19 protein-coding genes and 2 tRNA genes are annotated in these 25,195 nt (G+C 41.8%); 10 read left to right on the plus strand and 11 right to left on the minus strand.

Annotated features, from left to right (window positions below; all coding sequences use genetic code 11):
- Positions 1-156: 156 nt before the first annotated feature.
- Positions 157-339 (plus strand): hypothetical protein, encoded by a 183-nt coding sequence (locus Q0K96_RS04050; RefSeq protein ID WP_297332729.1) that lies wholly within the window; start codon positions 157-159, stop codon positions 337-339.
- A 134-nt stretch (positions 340-473) separates the two neighbouring features.
- Positions 474-692: a hypothetical protein gene (locus tag Q0K96_RS04055; RefSeq protein WP_297332730.1), complete on the plus strand. Its 219-nt coding sequence runs from the start codon at positions 474-476 to the stop codon at positions 690-692.
- A 43-nt stretch (positions 693-735) separates the two neighbouring features.
- Here Q0K96_RS04055 and Q0K96_RS04060 read toward each other — a convergent pair whose 3' ends face one another.
- Positions 736-1,089, minus strand: coding sequence for a helix-turn-helix domain-containing protein (locus Q0K96_RS04060; RefSeq protein ID WP_297332731.1), 354 nt, complete (start codon positions 1,087-1,089; stop codon positions 736-738).
- 119 nt (positions 1,090-1,208) lie between these two features.
- Between Q0K96_RS04060 and Q0K96_RS04065 the strand changes: the two genes are divergently transcribed.
- Both Q0K96_RS04065 and Q0K96_RS04070 read left to right on the plus strand, forming a co-directional pair.
- Complete coding sequence (locus tag Q0K96_RS04065) at positions 1,209-2,720, plus strand: alpha/beta fold hydrolase (protein WP_297332732.1); 1,512 nt, start codon at positions 1,209-1,211, stop codon at positions 2,718-2,720.
- A gap of 7 nt (positions 2,721-2,727) precedes the next feature.
- The gene (locus Q0K96_RS04070) at positions 2,728-3,345 is read left to right on the plus strand and encodes an NAD(P)-binding domain-containing protein (RefSeq protein WP_297332733.1); all 618 of its coding nucleotides are present in this window, start codon (positions 2,728-2,730) and stop codon (positions 3,343-3,345) included.
- A 76-nt stretch (positions 3,346-3,421) separates the two neighbouring features.
- On the opposite strand, the gene Q0K96_RS04075 is transcribed toward Q0K96_RS04070, so the two are convergent.
- The 3 genes from Q0K96_RS04075 to mutS all read right to left on the minus strand — a co-directional run bounded on the left by Q0K96_RS04075 (position 3,422) and on the right by mutS (position 6,365).
- A tRNA-Leu gene (locus Q0K96_RS04075) sits at positions 3,422-3,507 on the minus strand.
- Positions 3,508-3,524: 17 nt separating this feature from the next.
- Positions 3,525-3,597 (minus strand) — tRNA-Gly (locus Q0K96_RS04080).
- 161 nt (positions 3,598-3,758) lie between these two features.
- Complete coding sequence (gene mutS / locus Q0K96_RS04085; protein WP_297332734.1) at positions 3,759-6,365, minus strand: DNA mismatch repair protein MutS; 2,607 nt, start codon at positions 6,363-6,365, stop codon at positions 3,759-3,761.
- 129 nt (positions 6,366-6,494) lie between these two features.
- Here mutS and Q0K96_RS04090 point away from each other — a divergent pair, with 129 nt between their 5' ends.
- Both Q0K96_RS04090 and Q0K96_RS04095 read left to right on the plus strand, forming a co-directional pair.
- Entirely contained in the window at positions 6,495-7,043 is a 549-nt protein-coding gene (locus tag Q0K96_RS04090; protein WP_297332735.1) for an RNA methyltransferase, read from the plus strand.
- A 17-nt stretch (positions 7,044-7,060) separates the two neighbouring features.
- Complete coding sequence (locus Q0K96_RS04095) at positions 7,061-9,925, plus strand: T9SS type B sorting domain-containing protein (RefSeq protein ID WP_297332736.1); 2,865 nt, start codon at positions 7,061-7,063, stop codon at positions 9,923-9,925.
- Between the two features lie 4 nt (positions 9,926-9,929).
- Here Q0K96_RS04095 and Q0K96_RS04100 read toward each other — a convergent pair whose 3' ends face one another.
- Positions 9,930-10,553, minus strand: coding sequence for an HAD hydrolase-like protein (locus Q0K96_RS04100; protein ID WP_297332737.1), 624 nt, complete (start codon positions 10,551-10,553; stop codon positions 9,930-9,932).
- Between the two features lie 2 nt (positions 10,554-10,555).
- Entirely contained in the window at positions 10,556-11,689 is a 1,134-nt protein-coding gene (folK, locus tag Q0K96_RS04105) for a 2-amino-4-hydroxy-6-hydroxymethyldihydropteridine diphosphokinase (RefSeq protein WP_297332738.1), read from the minus strand.
- Between the two features lie 155 nt (positions 11,690-11,844).
- On the opposite strand from folK, the gene sppA reads away from it, so the two are divergent.
- Both sppA and Q0K96_RS04115 read left to right on the plus strand, forming a co-directional pair.
- Positions 11,845-13,617 (plus strand): signal peptide peptidase SppA, encoded by a 1,773-nt coding sequence (gene sppA / locus Q0K96_RS04110; RefSeq protein ID WP_297332739.1) that lies wholly within the window; start codon positions 11,845-11,847, stop codon positions 13,615-13,617.
- Between the two features lie 57 nt (positions 13,618-13,674).
- Complete coding sequence (locus Q0K96_RS04115; protein WP_297332740.1) at positions 13,675-16,338, plus strand: AsmA-like C-terminal region-containing protein; 2,664 nt, start codon at positions 13,675-13,677, stop codon at positions 16,336-16,338.
- Positions 16,339-16,609: 271 nt separating this feature from the next.
- Here the strand turns inward: Q0K96_RS04115 and Q0K96_RS04120 are convergent, their stop codons facing one another.
- The 4 genes from Q0K96_RS04120 to Q0K96_RS04135 form a co-directional block, all read right to left on the minus strand.
- Positions 16,610-17,626: a T9SS type A sorting domain-containing protein gene (locus tag Q0K96_RS04120; RefSeq protein WP_297332741.1), complete on the minus strand. Its 1,017-nt coding sequence runs from the start codon at positions 17,624-17,626 to the stop codon at positions 16,610-16,612.
- A gap of 131 nt (positions 17,627-17,757) precedes the next feature.
- The gene (locus Q0K96_RS04125) at positions 17,758-18,099 is read right to left on the minus strand and encodes a T9SS type A sorting domain-containing protein (protein ID WP_297332742.1); all 342 of its coding nucleotides are present in this window, start codon (positions 18,097-18,099) and stop codon (positions 17,758-17,760) included.
- Positions 18,100-18,209: 110 nt separating this feature from the next.
- A complete protein-coding gene (locus Q0K96_RS04130) occupies positions 18,210-19,373 on the minus strand; it encodes a hypothetical protein (protein ID WP_297332743.1) in 1,164 nt (387 codons plus the stop codon).
- A gap of 86 nt (positions 19,374-19,459) precedes the next feature.
- Positions 19,460-22,183 (minus strand): TonB-dependent receptor, encoded by a 2,724-nt coding sequence (locus Q0K96_RS04135; protein ID WP_297332744.1) that lies wholly within the window; start codon positions 22,181-22,183, stop codon positions 19,460-19,462.
- A 184-nt stretch (positions 22,184-22,367) separates the two neighbouring features.
- On the opposite strand from Q0K96_RS04135, the gene Q0K96_RS04140 reads away from it, so the two are divergent.
- Positions 22,368-23,051, plus strand: coding sequence for a response regulator transcription factor (locus Q0K96_RS04140; RefSeq protein WP_297332745.1), 684 nt, complete (start codon positions 22,368-22,370; stop codon positions 23,049-23,051).
- Entirely contained in the window at positions 23,052-24,095 is a 1,044-nt protein-coding gene (locus tag Q0K96_RS04145) for an ATP-binding protein (RefSeq protein ID WP_297332746.1), read from the plus strand. It begins immediately after the preceding gene.
- On the opposite strand, the gene Q0K96_RS04150 is transcribed toward Q0K96_RS04145, so the two are convergent.
- Positions 24,069-25,136 (minus strand): glycosyltransferase, encoded by a 1,068-nt coding sequence (locus tag Q0K96_RS04150; protein WP_297332747.1) that lies wholly within the window; start codon positions 25,134-25,136, stop codon positions 24,069-24,071. The genes Q0K96_RS04145 and Q0K96_RS04150 overlap by 27 nt on opposite strands.
- Positions 25,137-25,195: the final 59 nt, after the last annotated feature.

Genomic DNA, 25,195 nt, shown 5'->3' on the forward strand with positions numbered 1-25,195 from the left:
CCGAAATTTAAGCACGTAAACCTCTGAATTTCAGCATAAGCATATTTTTAAAAAAAAACTGTGTAAATATTTTGCGGAATTAAAAAATTTATATCTTTGCTCCGAATTAATAATTAACCTTTATAATTTAGTAAGATGAAAAAAGTTGTTTTAAGCATGGCTCTAATCGCTATGATGAGTGTATCTTTCGTATCATGCAAAGAGAAAGCTGAAGAGGCTCCTGTAGAAGAAACTAACGTAGAAGTTGAGGCTCCTGTAACTGAAGAAGTTGCTCCAGTTGAAGCTGACACTATGGCTGTTGACACTACTGCTGCTGCTACTGAAGAAGCTGCTCACTAAGAGAAACAGTTTAAAAGCATTAAAAGCTCCGCATTGCGGGGCTTTTTTATTTATTGATAATCATAAACATACAAGATTACAAAAAGTTTATATCTTTACTCCGAATTAATAATTAACCTTTATAATTTAGTAAGATGAAAAAAGTTGTTTTAAGCATGGCCCTTATCGCTATGATGAGTGTATCTTTTGTATCATGCAAAGAGAAAGCTGAAGAGGCTCCGGTAGAAGAAACTAACGTAGAAGTTGAGGCTCGTGTAACTGAAGAAGTTACTCCTGCTGAAGAGGTTGCCCCGGTTGAAGCGGACACTATGCATACTGAAGAAGGCCACGACCACGAAGGACATTCTCACTAAGAGAAAAATTAAAGTATCAGAAGCTCCGCATTGCGGGGCTTTTTTATTTTATCTCATTATTCTTTTTTTCCTCATCTATAAGTTCCAGCCCGTATTCCCTTATCTGCTCAATAATTACCATCAGCCTCTTGCCTTTCATAGTTAAAGCATATTCAGTTTTAGGGGGCACAACCGCATATACCTTTCTTGATATAAGCCCGTCAGCCTCAAGCTGCCGCAACTGGGTAGTAAGCATTTTGTCTGATATATGGGGAATGTCTTTGCGCAGTTCTCCGTAGCGCTTTACCTCATTTCGTAAACGCCATAATATAGGGGCTTTCCATGTACCCCCAATCATCTCCATTACAAACTGTACCGGGTTATAGTATACTTTCCCTTTATAAATAAAATCAGGCATTTGCAGTCATCACGTTTTACTAATACTAACCTAAAGGTATGTATTATACTTTTAGGTAAGCAAAATACACCTGAAAAATAAAATAGTAAAATTTGTATTGAAAATAAAATAATACAAACATGAACAAATTAATTGTAATCCTGGTTTTACTGTTGTCTTCCTTACCTTCATTTTCGCAGCACAATGCAGGCACTAAAGGAAAAATACTAATGATAGTAAGCAACCCGGCCGTGAGCAAACAAACTAACTGGCCTATAGGCGTATGGTATTCCGAATTAACCCATCCGTACTGGATATTTTCAGAAAATGGCTACGCTGTAGATATTGCAAGTTTAGATGGCGGCGAAATTAAGTTTGACTCTTTTTCAGATCCTGAAGACGAAAGCGGGTATGCCGCTTTTGATTATATATCACTCGGTTTTAAAAAAGATCCAAATAAGGCGGCACTCATCAAAAATTCATTAAAATTATCTGCTGTTAATCCTCACGATTATAAAGCAATATTTGTATGTGGCGGGCAGGGGCCTATGTACACCATGTACAAAAACAAAGAAATAGAAAGGTTTTTCTCTGACTTTTACGAAACAGGAAAGCCATCTGCGGCTATATGCCATGGCACCTGTATTTTGCTCACCACCAAAGGCAGCAACGGCAGATTATTGGTAGAAGGCAAAAAGTGGACAGGTTTTGCAAGCAGCGAAGAACAATATGCCGACAACTACGTAGGGATGAAAATACAGCCATTCCGGATAGAGGATGAGGCTAAAAAAATACCCAATACTACATTTGTTACAGGGCATCCTTTTGAAGCCTTTGCCGTAAAGGACGGCAACCTTATAACAGGCCAGCAGCAAAATAGTGGTGCGGCAGCAGCTACCTTGGTTATTGATGAGCTGGAAAAACAGAAACAGAATTATCCAACGTATGTACTTGTGCATGGCGCATGGGCCGATGAAAGCGCATGGGGCTTTGTGCGCAATAGCCTGGCCGTTAATGCAAATGTAGAAGTTATAAACCTGCCCGCGCACGGCATTGATTTAACAGATGCAGCTAAAGTATCGTTATCAGATTATGTTGAGACAGTAGAAAACCGCATCAGGAACTATAAGGGCAAAGTAATACTTGTCGGGCACAGCATGGCGGGCATAATCATATCTCAGGTGGCAGAAAATATGCCTGATAAAATCGATAAACTTATCTATGTGTCGGCCTATCTCCCAAAAAACAGAGAAGACATTCTATCATTATCCAAAAGAGACAAGCAAAGCCTTGTGGGCAATGCGCTGCAATTCAATACCGGTTATACCGCTGCAACCATTAAAAAAGATGTTATAGCACCTGCTGTTTGTGCCGACTGCCCTGATTACATGAAAGACATACTGGTTAAATACCATAAAGAAGAACCCGTTAAACCTTTAGGAGACAAAGTAACACTCACAAAAGCGAAATTCGGCAGCATACCCAAATACTATATCCATACTACTAATGACAAAGCAGTAGGCTATGCCCTGCAACAACAAATGGTAAAAGACAATGGCGGTATTAAAGAGACATTTATGATGAACACATCGCACCTTCCATTCGTTGTAAAGCCGGATGAGTTTGTTACTATCATTAAATCAATAAAATAATTTACAGATGAATATAGCAGTAATAGGAGCAGGAAACGTTGGCGGTGCTCTGGCAAAAAAATGGGCAGGCAAAGGCCACACAATTTATTTAGGTGTAAGGGATATAGGAGGTTTTAAAGGAAACGCGATAGTAGCTCATGAAAATATTAAGGCACTAAGCATTGACGAAGCAGTACAAAAATCGGATATAATTTTACTGGCAGTACCCGCTGTTAACACCATAGAAGCTGTTAAGGCACTGGGCGACACCACCGGTAAAATAATTATAGATGCCATGAACATCATTATGAACAAAGGCCCGGAAGGGTTTACCAATACATCAGATGCTATATTAGCGAACACACAAACAAAAGATGTTGTTAAGTGCTTTAACACTACAGGCTATAATAATATGGCCGATACTGTTTATGATGAAATGCAGATTGACATGTTTGTTTGCGGCAACAGCACTAAGGGCAAAGAAGCGGCAACACAGTTAGCCATTGATGCCGGGTTTGGCAAATGCTATGATGTTGGCGGAAACGATAAATTCCTCCTTATGGAACAATTTGCCTGGTTCTGGATTAACCTTGCCATGTTTCAGGGGCAAGGCAGGGAGATTGGGTTTAAATTGTTAAGCAGGTAAAGAGTATAATTTAATATTTGACACAGATATTAAAGCATAAAAAAAGCTCCGGTTATATACCGGAGCTTGTATTGTGTACTCAAGGCGGGACTTGAACCCGCACGGGCATTACTGCCCACTGGATTTTAAGTCCAGCGTGTCTACCAATTCCACCACTCGAGCTTAATTAGGTAGTGTTGAGCGAAAAACGGGATTCGAACCCGCGACCTCCACCTTGGCAAGGTGGCGCTCTACCAACTGAGCTATTTTCGCATTATATCAATTACCGCTGTTTGGTTCAGTATTGCGAGTGCAAATGTAGCACATAATTTTATTTTTGCAAGTGTTTTTTGAAAAAAAATTCACCAAAAAACATAACCAATTGATAACGTTATCCTTAAAAATAAACTTTTTTTTCGCCCGTATAACCCTGCCTACCGCGCCAGCATCCGCTTAATCTCATTCAGCTTCATTAAAGCCTCTACAGGGGTAAGGGTGTTAATATCAATATTGATTATCTCCTCTTTAATTTCTTCCAGTAACGGGTCGTCAAGATTAAAAAAGCTAAGCTGCATTTCTTCTTTAGCCGATGTTTTTATATTGGCAAGCGCTTCGCCGCTGTGGTCTTTCTCCAGCTTTTTAAGCATTTTCTGGGCTTTCTGAACAACGGTTTGCGGCATACCCGCCATCTTGGCTACATGAATACCAAAACTGTGCGCAGAGCCGCCTTTTACAAGTTTGCGTATAAACAGCACCGTATCCTTTAATTCTTTTACAGAAACATTATAATTCTGGATGCGGGCAAATATATCCTGCATATCGTTGAGCTCGTGGTAATGCGTGGCAAAAAGCGTTTTGGGCTGTGCCGGGTGCTCGTGCAGGAACTCGGCAATGGCCCAGGCTATAGATATACCGTCATACGTGCTGGTGCCCCGCCCAATCTCGTCAAGCAATATCAGGCTGCGGTCGGATATGTTGTTAAGAATACTGGCTGTTTCATTCATTTCTACCATAAAAGTAGATTCGCCCATAGAAATATTGTCGCTTGCCCCTACCCTGGTAAAGATTTTATCTACCACGCCCATGCGCACGCTACCGGCAGGCACAAAGCTGCCCATCTGTGCGAGCAGTACAATAAGCGCCGTTTGCCTTAATATTGCCGATTTACCTGACATGTTGGGACCGGTTATCATAATAATTTGCTGCTGCTCCCTGTCCAGGTATACATCGTTGGTTATGTAGGGCGTGCCAACGGGCAGTTGCTTTTCTATCACGGGGTGTCGCCCATCTTTAATATCAAGCTCAAAACTGTCATCAATTTCGGGACAGATGTATTTATTATCCAGCGCCAGTTGCGCAAAAGATGCCAGGCAGTCCACCTGCGCAATTAGCCCCGCATTAAGCTGAACAGGCTTAATATAAGTGCCAATCCAAACTACGAGCTGTTCAAACAGGCGTGTTTCTATCTGCTGTATCTTTTCTTCGGCACCCAGTATTTTTGTTTCATACTCCTTCAGCTCTTCCGTAATGTAACGCTCGGCGTTTACAAGAGTCTGTTTACGAATCCACTCCGCAGGCACTTTATCTTTATGCGTATTGCGCACTTCTATATAATAGCCAAACACATTATTAAACGCTATTTTAAGCGATGTAATACCTGTGCGCTCTGCCTCCCTCTTTTCTATACCATCAAGAAATTCTTTCCCGCTATAAGCTATACGGCGCAGTTCGTCAAGCTCCTCGCTTATGCCTTTGGCAATGGCATTGCCTTTTGCTATGCTTACGGGCGCATCGGCGTTAAGCGTTTCCTTAATTTTTTCACGGAGCAGGTCGCAGCTGTGCAGGCTGTCGCCTATAGCTTTCAATGCATCGTTCTTACTCTCAAGTGCCAGGTGCTTAACAGGCACAATGGCATCAAGCGAATCTTTTAGGTAAATAACCTCACGCGGGCTAACCTTACCAGTCGCGATTTTAGAGATAAGCCGCTCAAGGTCGCTAATCTGCTTTACCTGCTGCTGTATTTTTTGCAGCACATTTTTATTTTCTGCTAAATACGATACTACCTGGTGGCGCGAACGTATTTTATGTGCATCCTTAAGCGGAAGCGCCAGCCAGCGCTTTAAGAGCCTGCCGCCCATAGGCGAAAGCGTACGGTCTATAACATCCAGCAGGGTTACGGCATTAGGGTTATTGCTTTGGTACAGCTCCAGGTTGCGAATGGTAAAACGGTCCATCCAGACATAGGCGTCTTCCGCTATGCGCTGAATGGCAGTTATATGCTGCACTTTGTTATGCTGGGTTTCGCCAAGATAATAAAGCACGGCTCCCGAAGCTATCACGCCTTCAGGCAGCTCATCTACACCAAAGCCTTTAAGCGAATTGGTCCCGAAATGGGTGGTAAGGCTTTCAAAAGCATAATCTTCTTTATATACCCAGTCCTCAAGGTAAAAGACGTGGTAGTCATCGCCAAAGGTGTCACGGAAGTTGTTCTTTTCGGCTTTTGGCACCAGTACTTCGCTTGGGCTGAAGTTTTGCAGCAGTTTGTCGATATACTCTTCATTCCCCTGTGCCGTTAAAAACTCGCCGGTAGAAACATCCAGGAAAGAAATTCCTAAAGTTTTACGCCCGAAATATACCGAAGCGAGGAAGTTATTTGATTTGGATTGTAGTACCTCATCATTAAGCGATACACCAGGCGTTACCAGTTCGGTTACTCCTCGCTTAACAATGGTCTTGGTCATTTTAGGGTCTTCAAGCTGGTCGCAAATGGCAACACGAAGCCCTGCCTTTACCAGCTTTGGCAAATAGGTATTGAGCGAGTGGTGCGGAAACCCCGCAAGCGCTGTTTCGGTTTCGCTGCCGTTGCCGCGTTTGGTAAGCACTATGCCCAGTATGCCCGCCGCCCTTATGGCATCTTCACCAAAAGTTTCATAAAAATCGCCCACGCGAAACAACAGGCAGGCATCAGGATATTTAGCCTTAATGCTGTTGTACTGCTTCATTAAAGGGGTTTCTTTTGCGCTTTTATCTTTAGTTGCCAAGGGTATCTGCTTTTTAATTAACCAAAAGGCGAATTTAATCAAAATACCAAAAACTAAACAGCTATGTTGGTAAGTGGTGGATAAGTAAACAGCAATAATGCTTACATTTGCTTTTTATGCAATTTATAAATGAGAAAACTGGAAAACAGCGAACTGGGAAGAAAAAGCATTGAAGATTTTAAGCAGGCCGAAAAAACACCGCTCATCATTATACTGGATGACATACGCAGCCTGCATAACATCGGCTCTGTGTTCCGTACCGCCGATGCCTTTCTGGTAGAAAAGATTTACCTGTGCGGCATAAGCGCCACACCGCCCAATAAAGAAATTAATAAAACAGCTCTTGGTGCTACCGAAACGGTTGCCTGGGAATACCGCAACGATGTGGTGGAACTGATAAAGGAACTCCGCGATAACGGCACCGAGGTATGGGCTATAGAGCAGGTGGATAGCGCAGTTTACCTTAATGGATTTGTACCGAAAAGCAACAGGAAATATGCTGTTATATTCGGCAACGAAGTAAAAGGAGTACGGCAGGAAGCTATACAGCTTTGCAACGGAGCGATAGAAATACCCCAGCTTGGCACTAAACATTCCCTCAACATTTCGGTTAGTGCAGGCATAGTTGTATGGGATATCTTTCAAAAAAACTATACACAGGCTGATATGCAGCCTTAACTTGCTATTTTTATAAAATGAACTTTATTTACCCTGATAATACTCCTTTTCGTTTAAAGCTGCTTTTTGCAGGATTAATAACCATATTGCTTTTGCCATTTACTGCAATGGCACAAAATAACCAGCCTCCTGTGCTTACAGCTACAGGCAACCAAGTGTACTGCCCCGGAAGCACTAATTTTATAACCACCGCATTTAATATTACCGATCCTGACGATACAGGGCTTGAGGCTATTTATATCCAGATTTCCTCTGGCTACCAGAATACTGAAGACGTGCTTTCACTAAATGGGACACTGCCGGGACTTACCGCTTCATGGAGCGCAGCCGAAGGTAAGCTCACCATTTCGGCAACCAACGGTCAGGACGTTTTATATGCCGATCTGATAAACGCGGTTCAGAATGTTATTTATACCAATACCGCGACTAACCCCACCACCGGAACGCGAACCTTTTCAATAACCGTGGGCCAGGCCAACTACCTTGAATCTACCGGTCATTATTACTTATATGTGCCCAGCCAGGGTATTAACTGGAATGCCGCAAGGGATGCTGCCGAAGCGAGCACGTATTATGGCTGGCAGGGTTATCTTGCCACAATACTATCGGCAGACGAAGCACAGCTTATAGGTGAGCAGGCACTTGGCACAGGCTGGATAGGCGGCACCGATTCTCAAACGGAGGGAGTATGGCGTTGGGTTACCGGCCCAGAGGCGGGAACTGTATTCTGGAATGGTGGCATTAACGGCAGTACGCCTAATTATGCTTTTTGGAATACAGGCGAACCCAACAATGCAGGCGATGAAGATTATGCGCATATAACTGCACCGGGTGTAGGCATACCCGGTTCGTGGAATGACCTGCCGGTAAACGGCAGTAGCGGGCCTTATGTGCCACAGGGCTATATCGTAGAGTATGGCGGCATGCCCGGCGACCAGCCACTGCAAATTTCGGCAACAACAACCATGCAGGTAGTAGCCATTACAGGCACAACACCGGGACAGGCCTGCGGCAGTGGCCCTGTAACGCTACAGGCAACCGTTTCGGGTGGAATTGTACGCTGGTACACGAGCGCTACTGGCGGAACACCCGTTTCTACAGGCTCAAGCTTTACAACACCTGCCATAACAAGCAGCACTACCTACTACGCCTCTTCTTACGGCGCCGATTGCGCTACAGGGCCACGCACTGCGGTTATAGCTACCATTAACCCATTGCCGACATTAACAGCAAACACACCACAGGCTATCTGCGGAAGCGGTACTGCACAATTGCAGGCTACACCATCTGCAGGTACTGTAAGCTGGTATAACACCGCTACAGGCGGCACTGCTATTGGCACGGGCAACAGCATTACAAGCCCAACTTTAAGCGCTACAACAACATTTTATGCCGAAGCCGTTACAACAAACGGCTGTGTGTCGGCACAGCGGACTCCTGTAACGGTAACAGTAAGCCCGTTGCCATCGGTAACATCAAACAATAGCCCTGTTTTGTGCGGGCCCGGCACAGCAAGCCTTACCGCTACTGCCAGCAGCGGCACCATCAGGTGGTTTACTGCCGACTCCGGAGGTATGCTTATTGGCGAAGGCACAATTATTACCAGTCCGCAGGTTAACCAGACAACTATTTTTTATGCAGAAGCGGTAACCCCGGAGGGTTGTGTATCACCTACACGCACACCTGTTACCATAACCATTAACCCAAATGTTGTTATAAGCGCTACACAACCTATATTTTATATATGTGAAGAAGGCAGCGCCACACTTGAAGTAACTACTGATAACCCCAATGCAATCGTAAACTGGTATGATTCCGAAACAGGCGGAAACCAGCTTGCAACAGGAAATAGCTATACCACACCGTTTTTAAATACTGACACTGTTTTTTATGCAGAGGCAGTATCTCCCGAAGGGTGCGTGAGCGACACCCGTACACCCGTTTCGGTTGTGGTGGCACAAAGGCCTACGGTATCAGCAGAAAGTGATGCTACGGCCTGTACCGGCAGCAGCGCACAGTTAGAAGCTACGCCATCGGCGGGTACAATTAACTGGTACACCGAAACAACAGGCGGAACACCTGTGGGTACAGGTGAATTTTTTACTACACCATTGCTTACAGAAGATACTGTTTATTATGCTGAAGCAGAAAGCAACGGCTGTACTTCATTAACACGACAGGCAGTAAGTGTAACTGTTGTTCCGCTACCCGAAGCACTACCTGATGAAAATGTTACTTTTTGCGAAAACAGCAGCTATCAACTTGATGCAGAAATTACAGAACCTGTAAACTACTTATGGTCTACCGGGGAAACTACTTCGAGTATTGATATAACCGAAGCAGGTGTTTATACCGTTACACTTACTAATACTAACGGATGTACCGACACTCAAACATTTACGGCAACCACACTTACCGCACCGCAAATTATTACCGTACAGGTAAATAATATAGATGATGCCACCATTATAATGCAGGACAACAGCCAGGCTTATGAATATTCTTTAGACGGGATTGACTATCAGGCTTCTCCGGTTTTCAGGGGGCTAAGGCAGGGCACTTACATAGCATTTGCGCGCTCGCTTAACGGCTGCGGCGTTGACACACGCAACTTTACCGTGTTGCTGGTACAGCCGTTTTTTACACCAAATAACGATTCGGTAAATGATGTTTTCAGCATAGCAGGTATGGAAAATTACCCTGATGCCACCGTTACGGTTTTTGACCGCTACGGCAAACTGATAACAAGGCTTAACCGCAGTAACCGATTTTGGGATGGCACGTTTAACGGCAACAAATTACCCGCAACAGATTACTGGTATATAATACAGCTCGACAGGTTCTCGCCTGAAATAAGGGGGCATGTAAGCCTTGTAAGATAGTTTTTCAGATGATTTGAAGGAGGTCTTCAGGATTGTTAAGCACATAGTCCGGTGGGTTTGCTGTTAATGCTTCCGGCGCATCATAGCCCCATGCTGCCCATGCTACAGGTATGCCGCATTTACGGCAGGCAATAATATCGCGCAGCTCATCACCTACATACAGTACCTCGTTAGGTTGAAATTTTTTCTGCTTCAGGAATTTTTTCATCAACCGGTGCTTACCAAAAACCTTACTGCTGGTGTATATTTCAGGACAGGACAGGTTTTGTAATTGAAAAAATCCGCTGATATTTCGCACTGCGTTAGTTGAGAGTATCGCATAGGATATTCCCTCTTTAGTCAGATTCCCTAATAAATCTTCAACACCGGGATTAAAGGTAAGCTGGTGAAGCGACTTGCCATACTGCTTTATAACATAGGCCGCAATAAAAGGTATTTTATACAACGGTACATTAAGCTCGCGGCAACGGCTTTTTATGCTGAGGCTTCGCAGCTTATCAATGTTATACGCTTCTATTTTGGTGTAACCCCTGCGTGCCGCAAGTTCATTATAAACAGAAAGCACGACCGGTTTACTGTCGGCAACAGTTCCGTCAAAATCAAAAAGGATGTATTTATAGCGTTCCATTGCTAACCGAGTTGTTCTTGTATCTTATCGAGTATCCAGATATAATCTTCCTGATCATTTACAAAATCACGGTCAGAAACATCTATCAATAAAACATTCAGCCCCGGTTGCGATTTTATATAATCAAGGTAACCCCTGTTTATTTTTTCCAGATACTCGGGCTGGATGTCCTGTTCATAGCTGCGTCCTCTTTTTTTAATGTGCTGCAACAGCCTTTCGGTATTGTGGTACAGGTACACATACAGGTCGGGCTTTGGCATTTCTTTATAAATAATATCAAACAGCTTGCGGTACAGGCGGTACTCATCTTCGTTAAGGGTAACTTTAGAGAAAATGAGCGACTTAAAAATATGGTAATCGGCTACGATAAAATCCCTGAAAAGGTCAAACTGAGCCAAATCATCTGATAACTGATGGTAGCGGTCGGCCAGGAAGGCCATTTCCAAAGAAAAGGCATAGCGTGGCTGGTCTTTATAAAATTTGGGTAGGAAAGGGTTATCAGCAAAACGTTCTAATACCAGCTTTGCATTAAAGTCTTCTGCTATTTTGCCCGAAAGGGTTGTTTTGCCTGCGCCTATGTTGCCCTCTATAGCGAGGTAGTTCATGGCAGAAAGGCTGTATTTCTTCAGCGGAAGCGCTAAAGAGCCAACTTTTTTTATAGGGCTTTCGTCAGTTGATGCGGCTATTAGCTGCGTTATTGTTAAACCCGATACAGGGTGTTCCCACAGCGGCGCAACATCTCTTAACGGATAGATCACAAAATTACGCTCGTGCATCCGCGGGTGTGGCACCTGTAATGTTTCGAGCTTAAGCACATCATCGTTAAAAGCAATTATATCAATATCAATAGTACGCGAAGAATACCCCTCTCCCTCCTGCCGCACACGGCCCGCATTATTTTCTGCTTCAAGTAATGATGCGAGTAAGTCTTCAGCCATTTTTTGGGTGTGGACAATAATGCAGCAATTATAAAAGTCTTCGCCGCTAAAGCCCCATGCAGGGGTTTCATAGATATCCGAAACGCTTACCACAGTAGCGATACGGTTATTTATATAGCTTATACAGCCTTCGAGGTTATCCTGCCTGTTGCCCATGTTGCTGCCCAGTGATAATATTGCGCGGTTTTGAAATTGCATAAGAAATGCAAAATAACTAAAAACAATTGGTAAACCTGCAAAGGCAAAACATAGTGTTGATAAATTTAAGCGTTTATTGAAAAGCTATAGTTTAATAACCCTGTAACATAATGCCTACTTTTGCTACTTATAGTAAAATTATAATTTAAAACAAGATGCAGTTTTTAAAGAATGTGCTTTCCACCATAGTGGGGCTTTTTATGTTTTGCGTAATAATGTTTTTTGTACTCATTATTATTGGCATTGCAGCCGGTGGCGGCGATAAGGATGTGGTTCAGGTAAAAGAGAATTCGGTAATAGAGCTGGACATAAGCAAAGTAAGCCAGGACTACGCCGGAATTTTTTACAGTGATGAGTTTGCTTTTCTTAATGAGGAGCCAACAGATGGTTTTATTGATGTGCTTAAAGCCATAGATGCCGCTAAAAAAGACGATAAAATAAAGGGTATTACCATAACCAACAGCTACAGCATGCTGGGCATGGCCCAAAACAAGGCGCTGAGGGACAAGCTTGCAGAGTTTAAGAAGTCAGGCAAGTTTGTCGTGGCTTATTCTGACACTTATACACAGGCTGATTACTACCTCAGCTCTGTTGCGGATACGATTTACATGAACCCTGTTGCGGAGCTTGAGTTTAAAGGACTATCCAGCGAAGTAATGTTCTTTAAAGATCTTCAGGAAAAAACCGGCATTAAGATGGAGGTTATCCGCCACGGTAAGTTTAAAGCAGCAGTAGAGCCATTTTTAAGCAACGAAATGAGCCCTGAAAACCGTGAGCAGCTCACTACACTGCTAAACGCTATGTGGAACAATGTGGTGGCAGATATAGCTGAAAGCCGCAAAATACCGGCAGACAGCCTTAACAGTATAGCCAATAACCTTTCGGCACGCACGCCTGAAATGGCAAAAGAGCGCGGACTGGTAGATAAAATAGGCTATATCGATCAGTTTCATGATGGGGTCCGCAAGGCTTTAAAAATCAAAAAAGACGAAGAGATTAATACCGTAGACATCCTTGATTATGCCGAGGCTAACAAGTTCAGCGACTTGCTTAGCGGTGCTGATGATGTAATTGCGGTTGTATATGCGCAGGGCGAAATTACAGGCGGTGAAGGGGGCATAAACAATATTGGCGAAATTGCCATGCGCAAAGCGCTAAAGGCTGCGGCTGACGATAAAAATGTAAAGGCTATCGTACTTCGTGTAGACTCACCCGGGGGCAGCGCACTGGCATCTGAACTGATTTGGAGGGATATTGAGCTTGCCAAGAAAAAGAAGCCCGTTGTGGTTTCTATGGGTAACCTTGCAGCATCGGGCGGTTACTATATATCATGCAACGCCAACCGTATCTTTACAGAGCCTACCACCATAACAGGCTCTATAGGGGTTTTTGGCGTACTGCCAAACTTTACACAACTAAGTAAAAACATAGGCATACATACCGAGCAGGTTAACACACACAAGCATTCATCGGGCTACAGCCTCTTTACCCCGCTTGAAGAAGATACCCGCGAGGTAATACAGCAAAGCGTGGAAAGTGTTTATGATACTTTTATTACCCGAGTTGCCAACGGCAGGAAAATGACAAAAGAGCAGGTAGATGCCATAGGTCAGGGCCGTGTATGGGCGGGCACAGATGCTGTAAGGATCGGGCTTGCCGACGAACTGGGCGGGCTTGACGATGCCATTGCCTATGCCGCAAAACTGGGCAAAACCACCAGCTATACCACCCAAAACTATCCGGAGTATGAGCGTAACTTAGAAGACCTGTTTGGCAGCCTTACCGGTATGCCTTTTGCCAAAACAAGGGAGCAGTTCATAGCAGAAGAAATAGGTGAGGAAAACTACAGGGTTATAGAACGTATAAGGCGCGTAAGCAAGCTAAGGGGAACACAGGTTATACTGCCTTATGAAATAACCATCAGGTAACATACGTTATATACTTTACAGCTTTCTTTGTATATTTATAGCAAACGATAAAGAACCATGGTTAAGAAAATATTAAAATGGACCGGCATACTACTGCTGGTCCTTATCATTCTGCTGGCGGCAGCGCCTTTCATTTTTAAGGATAAAATTAAATCGATGGTAGCCAAGGCCATAAATGAGCAGGTAGATGCTACCGTAGCCTTTGAAGATGTAAGCCTGAGCCTGTTCCGCGATTTCCCGATGGCAAGCGTGCAGATAGAAAAACTAAGTGTTCTCAACAAAGCCCCTTTTGAAGGTGATACACTTGTTTATATGGGCGAGGTAAACCTTAGCATGTCTTTAAAAGAACTTTTTAAAAGCGAAGGCGAACCCATGAGCCTTGAATACCTTGCCACTAAAGATGGTGTTGTAAACATCCTTTTTAATGAAAACGGTTTGGGTAATTTTGATATTGCCCTAAAAAACCAGGACGAAAAGCCTGCTGATGAAGCTTCGGAGAGTAAGCCCTTTGCACTTAACATGAAAGACTACAAAGTGGAGAACCTTCGCTTTCGTTACTTTGATGCCCGCTCTAAAATAAATATGGTAATAGACAGCCTGTACCACGAAGGGCACGGCAACTTTGAGCAAAGCAAGCTCGACCTTGATACGGAAACCACCGCCTACCTTACGCTGGATATGGATAAAGCCAACTACATGCGTAATGTAAAATTGAAACTGGATGCCGTATTGGGGCTTGACCTTGAAAACAGCATTTATACCTTTAAAGAAAACAAGGCATTTATAAACAAAATGCCCCTTGAGTTTGACGGCAGTGTGGCACTTAAAGAAGATGGCCAGCTTATTAACCTTACCTTTAAGACACCTACCTCATCTTTTAGTAACTTTCTGGCGCTTATACCACAGGCGTACGCAGGCAGTATAGAATCGGTTAAGACTGAGGGAGACTTTACCATAAACGGCAGGGTTAACGGTATGAACAGTGACACAACCGTACCAAAATTCAACATTGCAATAGCATCCAACAATGCTTCTTTTAAATATCCAGACCTTCCAAAATCAGTACAGGATATTATTATCGATACTAAAATAATAAACGAAACAGGTATATTAAACGACACATACGTTAACCTTGATAAACTGTCATTCCGCATAGACCGAGACGTGTTTGATGCCAGGGCTACCATCAAAAATGTGGTGGAAAACGCTTTGGTGAAAGCCGACCTTAAAGGAACCATAAACCTGGGGAGCCTGGGGCAGGCCTATCCTGTAGATGTGGATGTACCACTTACGGGTATACTTAAAGCAGATGTATCTACCAAGTTTGATATGCAGGCTGTTGAGAAAAGTGAATATGAAAAGATAGACAACAGGGGCAGCATCAGTATTTCAGGTGTTACTTATTCGGGTGATGCGCTGCCAAAGCCTGTTAAAATTGCGCAGGCCAGCCTTCAGTTTAACCCAAGCCGCGTTAACCTTAGCCAGTTTACAGCTACAACAGGCGCTTCGGATATGGCCCTAAGCGGAACACTGGATAACTTTTATGGTTTTATGTTTAAAGATCAGGTGCTGAAAGGCAATTTCAGCATGAAATCGGATAAGTTGGTGGTTTCCGATTTTATGGCTCCGGAACCTGCGACAAAACCTGCAGAAACCAAAACAACTGAAACAAAACCTTCAGCCGGTACAGGTGAAAGCGTAAAAATTCCTGCATTTTTAGATTGTACCATAACAACACAGGCTAACACAGTGATTTATGACAACCTGAACATGAAAAATGTTTCGGGTAAGATGATTATAAAAGATGAGGCTGTAAACATACAGAACCTTAAGACCAATATGTTTGAAGGGCTTATTACGGCTAACGGTACTGTTTCCACTAAAGGAAAAGTCCCAGTATTTAAAATGGATTTAGGCCTTAATAAAGTAGATATCCCGCAGGCCTTTACACAAATAACCATGCTAAAATCTATAGCGCCGATTGCAGAGGTTATTACCGGAAGGCTTAATACGGATATAAGCGTTTCGGGTAATTTAGACCCTAAAGAAATGACGCCCGACCTTAAAACACTTACCGGAAGCCTTGCTGGGCAATTACTGAATACAGGCGTTAAGGCCGATAACTCAAAACTATTAAGCACACTTGACAGTAATGTGAAGTTTATAGATTTCGACAAGCTAAAGCTGGACAACCTAAAAGCGAATATGACGTTTAACGACGGCAAGGTAAATATTAAGCCAATAGACTTTAAGTACCAGGACATTCCGATACAGGTAAGCGGACAGCACGGTTTCGACCAAAGCATGAGTTATAATGTTACTTTTGATGTCCCCGCCAAATATCTGGGTAATGATGTAAACAAACTTTTAAACTCTTTAGGCAGCGCAGAAGCAAGTAAGATATCTGTACCTGTAACGGCTGTACTTACCGGCAGCTTTAATAACCCCGAAGTTAGTACCGACCTTTCTAAAACGGTTACCACTCTTACGCAGCAATTAGTACAGCAACAAAAAGAAAAGCTGATAAATAAAGGTAAGGAGCAACTTGGGAACAAGCTTCAGGATCTTATCGGCGGCAATAAAAGCAGTTCTGATACTACAAAAACAACAGTACCGACTACTAAAGAGGAAGTTAAAGAAGAAGTAAAGAAACAGGCTGAAGACAAAGTTAAAGGGGCTGTAAGGGACCTATTTAACCGCAATAAAAAAGATAAAAATTAGCCTGTCTAAAAGATTGATCAATACGATAAATCCCCTGCTAATTCAAAGCAGGGGATTTTTATTATCATCTGCTTATACTATCCTAACAAAGTAAACCTATATTTTGAAGCATACATACTATTTGATAAAATCACTGCAGGCTGAATATAGTCTATTATAGGTACAACGGTAATTACTTATAACTTGTAATGAATAAAAAGCTCTATAATAGCAAATAAAAAAAGGCTGCCATAAAAATGACAGCCTCTTGTTATAAGTATAGATATCTAAATTATCTCACTACAAGTTTTTTAGTAGCTGTTTTGCCTTCTTCTGTAACTTTAACAATGTAAACACCAGAAGTTAAAGCAGATACATTAACAGTACCATTTATAACCTGAGCAGTTAAAACCTGCTTACCTAACACATCATAAACAGCAACTGTTTTATCAGCGTTGTTATCAGAAGTAATGTTAAGTACATTTCCTGTCAATGGGTTAGGATATACTTTTAAGCCTGCAATGTTGTTTTGGTTAAGGCTGTTAGTAGCAGCCGGCGTTACATCTTCCCATGCAGTGCTAACCCTTATTTCGTCAATTTCTATATTACCAGTACCCGTGGTAGTAGTTCCACCCTGCCTGATAGCAAATCCCATAATTGTTTCAGCAGCACTTTGTGTACCTGTATTGTTAGTAACATCAGAAGCAAATTCTGCCTGACCTAATGCAGGGTTAACCCACATGCTTGCTGTATTGTTTTCTAAAGTATGCTTAACAACAATCAGGTAAGTAGTGTTAACTAAATATTCAACATTTATGTATGTAGGAGTAGCACTACCACCACCACTGTTAAGAATACCAAAGTTAACCGTGTTATCGCCAGCTCCTTTCTTGATATATACCCTTCCATATAAGCCACTAACACCGCTTGAGCCTACTGTTTCAGTAACACTTAAAAAATAATCTCCGCTTACAGCAGCATTATCATGTAAACCTTCAGTATTTTGCACTTTAACTAAAGCGGAGTAATACACCACACTTGTAGCAGCTTCTGCAAGAGGTTTATTAACGTCTTCATTCTGCCCTGAAGCTATCGCAATCCTGTTACCTGAAGATGCAGGGAAACCTGTATATGATAAGCTATTGCCATTATCAGAAGTTGTTTCAAGAATAACAAGCTGGTCAGCAGTTCCACTGTGGGTTGTCCAGCCGTTGGTACTTAATGTACCTGTTCCTGTAAAAGAGTCGAATGTTTGTCCGAAAGACAAACCTGCTGCTAATAATAAAGATAAAGAGTAAAGTTTTTTCATGCTGTTTCGATTTTTAAATTGTTCTTACTTTCAGTAAACAAATATAAAAACAAAAAAGTTAAGCAGGAAAAAACTTAAACTAAAATTAAGATTGTATTAAGATTGATTTATCATTCCGGTTAATAGCAGAACTATTTAACTATCAGCTTTCGTGTTGCTGAAGCATCGCCTTCTTTAACCTTTATGATATATACGCCCGGAGTTAGCGACGCAATATTCAATTCTTTACCGGTTATACTGGCCTGAAGTATCTTCTTGCCAAGCACATCGTAAACCTCTACATCTTTAGACTGCATGTTTTTAGATGTAATGTATATCCTGTCAGCACTCACCGGGTTAGGATAAATGTTTAGTCCTTCGATGGCCTGAGAGCCACCGCCATTAGCTGCCACCGCTTTACTTTCCTGGGCTGAAGCACCAAGAGTAATAAAGAAGAACAGTAGTAAGGTGATATAAAAGTATTTTTTCTTCATGCTGATGATTGATTTGGTAAATATATAAAATAATTTCAAATATTATACCAAAAAAACATCTGCCTTTTGAGCAGATGTTTTTTAATATATCTTTATGACAATCAGACTGATTAGAAAGAATAACCTGTCCAGCCAAATACTGTAGCGTCAGCACCTGTGTTAGTAGTACCTTCAGTAATTGTAGCACCACCAACTGTAGTGTTTTTAACAGCACCACCTGCAAGGCTTGAATCTACAGTGTAGTTGATTGTAGTAGCATCGTTAGCATCACCAGCTGAATCTCTAAGGTCGATAAGGTCGCTTACAACAACACCTGCACCAAATTTAGCATAGAAGTTATTGATAGTAGCAGTTGCACCCCTTCTAACTTTGATAACGTCAACCATTGTAGCTTCAGAAGCAGCAGCATTATTGATGATGGTCATACCGTTTACTGTAAAGTTAGACTGGTTGATATCTGTTGGAGATAAACCATCAAGGTTTCCGTCAGCTTCGATACCCCTTGGGTCAGAAGTTACAGCAAGGTAACCAGCTTCACGAACACCGTAAGCATTTGTTATAGTACCAGTGTAACCCTGAGAAAAGTCGAACATATCATCTGTACAGTTTACAACAAGTATGTTAGAAGCATTTACAGTACCACCAAAGAATTCAATAGCATCGTCATCACCAGCTTTGATCATGATGTTGCTTAGGGTTGTACCACTACCAACACCGTTTAGTGTAAGGCCATTGTGCTCAGCACCATCATCAATCCTTGCACCTGTATATTCTATAACAACATAGTCAAGTATACCAGAGTTGTCAGTTGCATTGTTACCACCAAAAAGGATAGCAGTATTTATCTCTGTAGGAGCTTCGCTAACAGCACCATCCTGGCGGCTGATAGGAGCGCTACCGTTAATGATTACACCACCCCAGTCTCCTGCGGCAGGAGTAGCAGCATTAGATGTAAAGGTAATAGGAGCATCAGCAGTACCGTCAGCAATAATCCTGCCACCACGCTCTACTAAAACATATACACCTGTACCACCGGCAATAGCCTTTATTGTTGTTCCTGCAGGTATAGTAAGAGTTGCACCGTTTCTAACAATAAGTGCACCTGTTAAAGTATACTCTACATCAGCATCAAGAGTCATGTCCTCTGTAACGTTACCTGCAAGGTTTTGCTCTGTGTCAGGGTTTGTGTTGTTGTTGTTTGAATCATCATCACTAGAGCAGCTTGCAAATATTAAAGCAGCAGCAGCTAACATAGATAAAAATTTTGCTTTCATTTTTTTATAATTAAATTGTGTTATTTATCGATTGCAAAGCAACAGTTGTTGTTTAAACTAACTGTATGCTTAATATTAAGTAATGGTTAAAACTTGTAAGACAATCCTAAGCTAAGGTTAACACCTCTTTTATATGTTGCAAGCGTTGTTTCAGGTGCTATTGCACCTCCTTCACGAATCAATTGGAAATCAGGATTAAGCAGGTTTTGTGCTTTAAGGCTAAGCCCGAAGTGTTCTCCTAAAGATGATTTAGCAATAAAATCAAGCGTAGGTATTCCGGTTTCAATAATATTTTCATATCCCCTTGTTCCTATTGAGTAAATCCTGTCACTAAAGTAGTTAAACACTACCGATGTACTTATGTCGTAATTTTCACCTTCTTTAAAAAAAGTAAGGTCGGCGTTAGCCAGTACAGGAGAAGCTCCCTGCAGTTCGTCTTCATCTTTAGTAAATTGTGGTAGCGAAGCCTCAAGTTTTTGCCTGGTGTGCAGGTAAGAAATGTTTAAACCACCTGAAAACAACGTTTCTTTCCCTGTCTCTGTACTTTCTATCTTGTATAAGTTAACTTTTGTTTCAAGTTCTATACCGGCTACAGTAGCTGTACTACCTGTATTGAAGAAGGTAAGCGTGTTACCACCTACAGGAATTTCTGAACGGTTAATAGGGTTATCAATGTTCTTGTAAAAAGCTGTTACAGCAATAAGCTCGTCGCCTGATGGATAGAATTCATATTTCAGGTCGATATTGTAAGTTTCCGCAGGCACCAACTGGTTATTACCCTGTACTGAGAAGCTTACATCCTGATATTTAAACGGTGCAACCTCTATAAACTGTGGCAATGTATAACTCATACTTCCTGCAAGGCGAAGTATATTCTTTTCATTAAGTGAATACTTAAGGTTCAGACTCGGCAATATATAATCCTCATCAATTATTGCATCTCCAAAAGTTGCATTGGTTGCAATGTTAGTATTATAGTCTACTCTTTGGTATACATTTTCATACCTCACGCCGGCAGATAATATTAAGTCAGGTGTAAATGAATGGTTAAAAATGGCATAACCTGCATAGATGTTCCTTAAACCATCATACCAGAAAGGATCAAACGCAAAAGGGTTATTTTGTGTAGAAGCACGCTCTGTTTGCAGGCTGAACAAACCATTATCAAGCGACTGCTGGTTAAATAGCCCGTCAAAATTATTAATATCGATAGATTGCGATGAGTTAAAGAACCTGTGTGTAAATATTGTAGCGTCAAATTCCCTGATTGAATGCCTTGCATTTAAACCAAAGCTGACTTTTGACTCCTGCTCATTCATAAAGCTGTAAGAGAACACAGCCCTACCTGCCAACTCATTTTCTTTCATCTCATCAAAATAACGCTGGTGGTTACCTGCACTGTCAGAATTTGGCCTGTAGGTGCCATCGCGAAACAGTAATTCGTTAGACCTCCTGTCGGGCTCGCTCGAACGGATAATGTTGTAGGTTACACCCATATCAAGGTTTATCTTTTCGCTAAGCTGCATTTCAGAAAGTAACTGGTTTACAAATATATTGTTGTTATTAACCTGCTGCCTCCTCAGGTAAGCAAGGTCGGTAGTCTGCCCGTCAGCTCCGTTAAAACCAAAATAGTTACCTAAATCCTGCACATTATCATGCACATAAAGCGTGTTGAATGATAGTGTGTTATAAGTGCTGTATCTGTATTTAAAGCTTCCCATAGCTATCTGAGAAACATTATAAGTATAGCGTTCAAAATCCATATCCTGTATAAGGGCACCCTCATTACCGGTCTGCCTCACAACACCTTCCCTGTAAAGGTAGCCATTGCTGAAAGATGCCGTAAGAAACATGCTAAGGTTGTTGTCGCCTATCTGAAACCTTTTACCTCCTGATACACCTAAAGAGCTGTTAAGCTGTGTAGACTGCATATTAGGGTCCAGAGAGTTTTCAAAGGTATACTCGTTAAGATTGTTTACAGGCACATCATTATCAGTAAAACCTGTAAAAGTACCACCATCAATAGTAAAAAAGTCTTTATTTACGGTTTGTGTGTTAATGCCGCTTGCCACCCCTATTTCTATATAATCATCTCCAACAAATTCTTTAGAGATAATGTTAATATTAGCACCACTAACATCACCATAAAGTTCAGCACCGAAAGTTTTGTTTACACCAATGTTTTTAATAACATCTGATGAGAAGAAATCAAGCGACATGTTTTTTGTGCTTGGCTTTTCAGACGGTAACGGAAGCCCGTTTAGTGTAGTAGAATTATAACGGTCGCCAAGCCCGCGCACAAATACGTTTGTCTCGCCTTGCTGCTTAGATATACCACTAACCTTAGTAAGGGCAGATTCGGCATCACTTACACCTTTACGTGACATCTCTTGCGCACCAATGCTTTGTGTTATAGTTACCGCATTCTTCTGCTCCAGCAAAAGCGCCGATTCCTTTTCGCGGTTAACGGTTTTCTCTATAACAACGTCTTCAAGCTGTACGCTTGTAGAACCCATTGCCTGGTTTATGGTTTTGGTTTCGCCTGCTGTAATGGTAATAGGCATTTCTATAGTTTCATATCCTAAAAAGCCAAAAACAAGTATATGGCTTCCTGCAGGTACTTTAAGGCTGTACTGGCCGTTTTCATCAGTATTTGTACCAATGTTCGTACCTTTAATAGCCACACTTGCAAAAGGCAGCGTTTCATTGTTAAGGTCTTTGTCGGTAACAGTTCCTGTTATCGTACCGGTGTTTTGTGCAAAACTTAAGGTAAAGATAAACAGGGAGATAAATAGAAATTTAAGTTTCATTGCGTGTTGTTTAAATTTTGGTGCAAAGAAACCCCACCTATCCAAATGCTATGTTACCTAAAAGTTACCTTTGGATTTAGTATTTATTACCAAATTGTTAACAGATTAAATTATAGTTAAGCCGTTTCTTACTTTTGTATTATCTTTACCTTTACAACCGCTAAACAATACGTAAAGTGTCATTATGAAAAAAAAAGACATTAAGATTTTACTGGTTGATGATGAGCAGGATATCCTTGAAATTGTGGGGTATAACCTAACACAGGAAGGGTATCAGGTGGTAACTGCAGGCAACGGTAAAGAGGCCATTGCCAAAGCAAGGAAAGAGCTTCCGCATCTTATTATTATGGATGTAATGATGCCCGAAATGGATGGCATGGAAGCCTGCGAAAACATAAGGAAGATACCGGAGCTTAATAACGTTATCATAACATTCCTTACAGCCCGCAGTGAAGACTACTCTCAGGTAGCAGGTTTTGACGCGGGAGCTGATGATTATATAGCCAAACCGATAAAGCCGAAACTACTTATAAGCAAGGTTAAAGCATTATTGAGAAGGCTTAAGGAAGACGAAAACCAGGGCGATATACTTAGGGTTGGTACCATAGAGATTAACCGCGAAGAGTATAAAATTATAATGGACGACCGCGAAATAGTATTACCACGAAAAGAATTCGAACTTTTTTACCTGTTGGCAAGCAAGCCGGGCAAAGTATTTAAGAGAGAAGAAATACTGGATAAAGTTTGGGGTAACGAAGTGGTTGTTGGCGGCAGGACAATAGATGTACACATACGCAAACTGCGCGAAAAAATAGGTGACGAACTTTTTAAAACAATTAAGGGTGTGGGCTACAAGCTCGAAATGTAAGTGGCAATAAATTTTAAGAAATCATATCGTTTTGCTGTTAAGTCAGCTTTATTTATTACACTTTTTACCATAGTACTTCTTACAGTGCTTATGTATTTTTTTGCCGAGATTGATGTAACCATGATAGTGGTTTTTGCCGTAGCACTCTATATATTTTCTTTTTTTGTATTGCAATACAGGGTAGAGCATTTTATCTATCGCAGGGTTAAAAAAATATATGATGATGTTTCGCTGCTCGACTCAAGCACGTTGAGAAATAAACCCATAACCACCGATATGGCAACCCTTACCCGTGAAGTTGAAAAATTTGCACGGGATAAAAAAATAGAGATAGAAACCCTTAAGGTGCGCGAAGAGTACCGCCGCGAGTTTATGGGTAATGTTTCGCATGAGCTTAAAACACCGCTTTTCACCGTTCAGGGGTACATCCTTACCCTTCTTGATGGTGCCATGAACGATAAAAGCCTGCGCAAAAAATACCTGCAACGCGCCGAAAAAGGCGTAGAGCGGCTGGTATATATTGTACAGGATCTCGATATGATATCTAAGCTTGAGCTGGGCGACCTTAACCTTACATACACAAAATTTAATATTGTAGAAGTAATTCAAAGCGTTTTTGACCTGCTTGAAATGAAAGCTGACAGCAAAGGCATTATGCTGATGTTCGACATGAAGTACCTTAAGCCAATAATGGTGTTTGCTGATAAGGAGAAAATTCAGCAGGTGCTTACCAACCTTATAGATAACTCCATCAAGTACGGCCGCGAAGACGGCACTACCGAAGTAAGCATAGAAGACCTTGTAAACAACAAGGTTATAGTGCGCGTAAAAGACAACGGCGAAGGTATAGAGCATAAGCACATACCCCGCCTTTTTGAACGCTTTTACCGGGTAGATAAAAGCGGTGCACGCACAGAGGGTGGCTCAGGGCTGGGCCTTGCTATAGTAAAGCACATTATAGAAGGCCACGACGAAAAAATTTATGTGGAAAGTAAATTTGGCGAAGGCTCAGAGTTTTCATTTACTCTTGAAAAGACTAAATAAATCTTTCCAGCGCATATCACTCCCCAGGTTCTTTAATCCTTTATACATATCAATCTTTTCCAGGTCTTCAACCTTAAAAGCGCTTTGGCGCGCATAAGGCACAAGCCCCGTCTTCTTCAATTTATAAGCCAGGTACTCCTGTTCATACTGGCCGGGTGTAGGTATAAAAAAGGCTTTTTTGCCAAGCTGTGCCAAATCCATAATAGTGGTATAGCCGGAGCGGCATAACACTTTGTCGCTTTCATTAAAAGCCTGCTCTAGCGCAGCAGTATTCATAAAGTTATAATAAGTAATATTATCTTTAACAGTAATCTTTTCTTCGGGTTCTACAACACCCTTTACAAAAATAACCCTGCCTTTATATCGGGTAAGCTCTGTGCTTAGTTTCTCCTCCAGCATGGTGCGTTGCGGCTCAGGGCCAGATAGTATCGCCATGAGGTCGTACTTCTTTTCAAGAGGTTTTTTGTGAAGGCGGCTCAGCGGGCCTATATACTTAACCTTTAGCCCTTCATTTTCAATATGCCCCAGTTTACCTGAAAGATTAGGAGTTGTCTGTACATCCGGCACCCAGCATTCATTAAATTTTTTTATAAACTGTTGGTGTATCTTGCTTGTAAACCAGGTAGTGTTCCCTGTAAGCACATTAAGCTGGTGGGTAATAAATACAGAGGGTACTGTTTTACAAAATACACCCAAGCGGTTATCAGATATTATACCGCTTATAGTATACTCCTGCACTATTTGCTGCACAAGGGTATTTTCATTCCTTACAGCCTTAATCATTTTGGGTATCTGCCCTATCAGTTTCAGCTTAAAGAAAGCGCCGTTCTTGGCATACTCTATCTGGTACCCGGGCAGCTCTACAGCTTTAAGATGCGGAAACTCTTTTTTAAGCAGCGCCAGCGCAATTCCGTCTGATGCTATTACAGGCTCAAAACCATGATTTTCCAAAGCTTCGATAACGGGTATGCAGCGTGTGGCATGCCCTAAACCCCAGTTAAGCGGGGCAACTAAAATTCTTTTACGTTCTTGCAAAATCATGTTTTTTAAAAACTATTTTGCCCTGCAATGTAAAACTATTTCAGTTCTAATATATTTCC

Source organism: Flavobacterium sp. (assembly GCF_024305175.1).
Lineage (GTDB): Bacteria > Bacteroidota > Bacteroidia > Flavobacteriales > Flavobacteriaceae > Flavobacterium.

Excerpts from the sequence above, each read along its gene's own strand:
- Q0K96_RS04050 (WP_297332729.1), top strand. The coding sequence starts at position 157 with ATGGCTCTAATCGCTATGATGAGTGTATCTTTCGTATCATGCAAAGAG.
- Q0K96_RS04055 (WP_297332730.1), top strand. The coding sequence starts at position 474 with ATGAAAAAAGTTGTTTTAAGCATGGCCCTTATCGCTATGATGAGTGTA.
- Q0K96_RS04060 (WP_297332731.1), bottom strand. The coding sequence starts at position 1,089 with ATGCCTGATTTTATTTATAAAGGGAAAGTATACTATAACCCGGTACAG.
- Q0K96_RS04065 (WP_297332732.1), top strand. The coding sequence starts at position 1,209 with ATGAACAAATTAATTGTAATCCTGGTTTTACTGTTGTCTTCCTTACCT.
- Q0K96_RS04070 (WP_297332733.1), top strand. The coding sequence starts at position 2,728 with ATGAATATAGCAGTAATAGGAGCAGGAAACGTTGGCGGTGCTCTGGCA.
- Q0K96_RS04090 (WP_297332735.1), top strand. The coding sequence starts at position 6,495 with ATGAGAAAACTGGAAAACAGCGAACTGGGAAGAAAAAGCATTGAAGAT.
- Q0K96_RS04095 (WP_297332736.1), top strand. The coding sequence starts at position 7,061 with ATGAACTTTATTTACCCTGATAATACTCCTTTTCGTTTAAAGCTGCTT.
- Q0K96_RS04100 (WP_297332737.1), bottom strand. The coding sequence starts at position 10,553 with ATGGAACGCTATAAATACATCCTTTTTGATTTTGACGGAACTGTTGCC.
- folK (WP_297332738.1), bottom strand. The coding sequence starts at position 11,689 with ATGCAATTTCAAAACCGCGCAATATTATCACTGGGCAGCAACATGGGC.
- sppA (WP_297332739.1), top strand. The coding sequence starts at position 11,845 with ATGCAGTTTTTAAAGAATGTGCTTTCCACCATAGTGGGGCTTTTTATG.
- Q0K96_RS04115 (WP_297332740.1), top strand. The coding sequence starts at position 13,675 with ATGGTTAAGAAAATATTAAAATGGACCGGCATACTACTGCTGGTCCTT.
- Q0K96_RS04120 (WP_297332741.1), bottom strand. The coding sequence starts at position 17,626 with ATGAAAAAACTTTACTCTTTATCTTTATTATTAGCAGCAGGTTTGTCT.
- Q0K96_RS04125 (WP_297332742.1), bottom strand. The coding sequence starts at position 18,099 with ATGAAGAAAAAATACTTTTATATCACCTTACTACTGTTCTTCTTTATT.
- Q0K96_RS04130 (WP_297332743.1), bottom strand. The coding sequence starts at position 19,373 with ATGAAAGCAAAATTTTTATCTATGTTAGCTGCTGCTGCTTTAATATTT.
- Q0K96_RS04135 (WP_297332744.1), bottom strand. The coding sequence starts at position 22,183 with ATGAAACTTAAATTTCTATTTATCTCCCTGTTTATCTTTACCTTAAGT.
- Q0K96_RS04140 (WP_297332745.1), top strand. The coding sequence starts at position 22,368 with ATGAAAAAAAAAGACATTAAGATTTTACTGGTTGATGATGAGCAGGAT.
- Q0K96_RS04150 (WP_297332747.1), bottom strand. The coding sequence starts at position 25,136 with ATGATTTTGCAAGAACGTAAAAGAATTTTAGTTGCCCCGCTTAACTGG.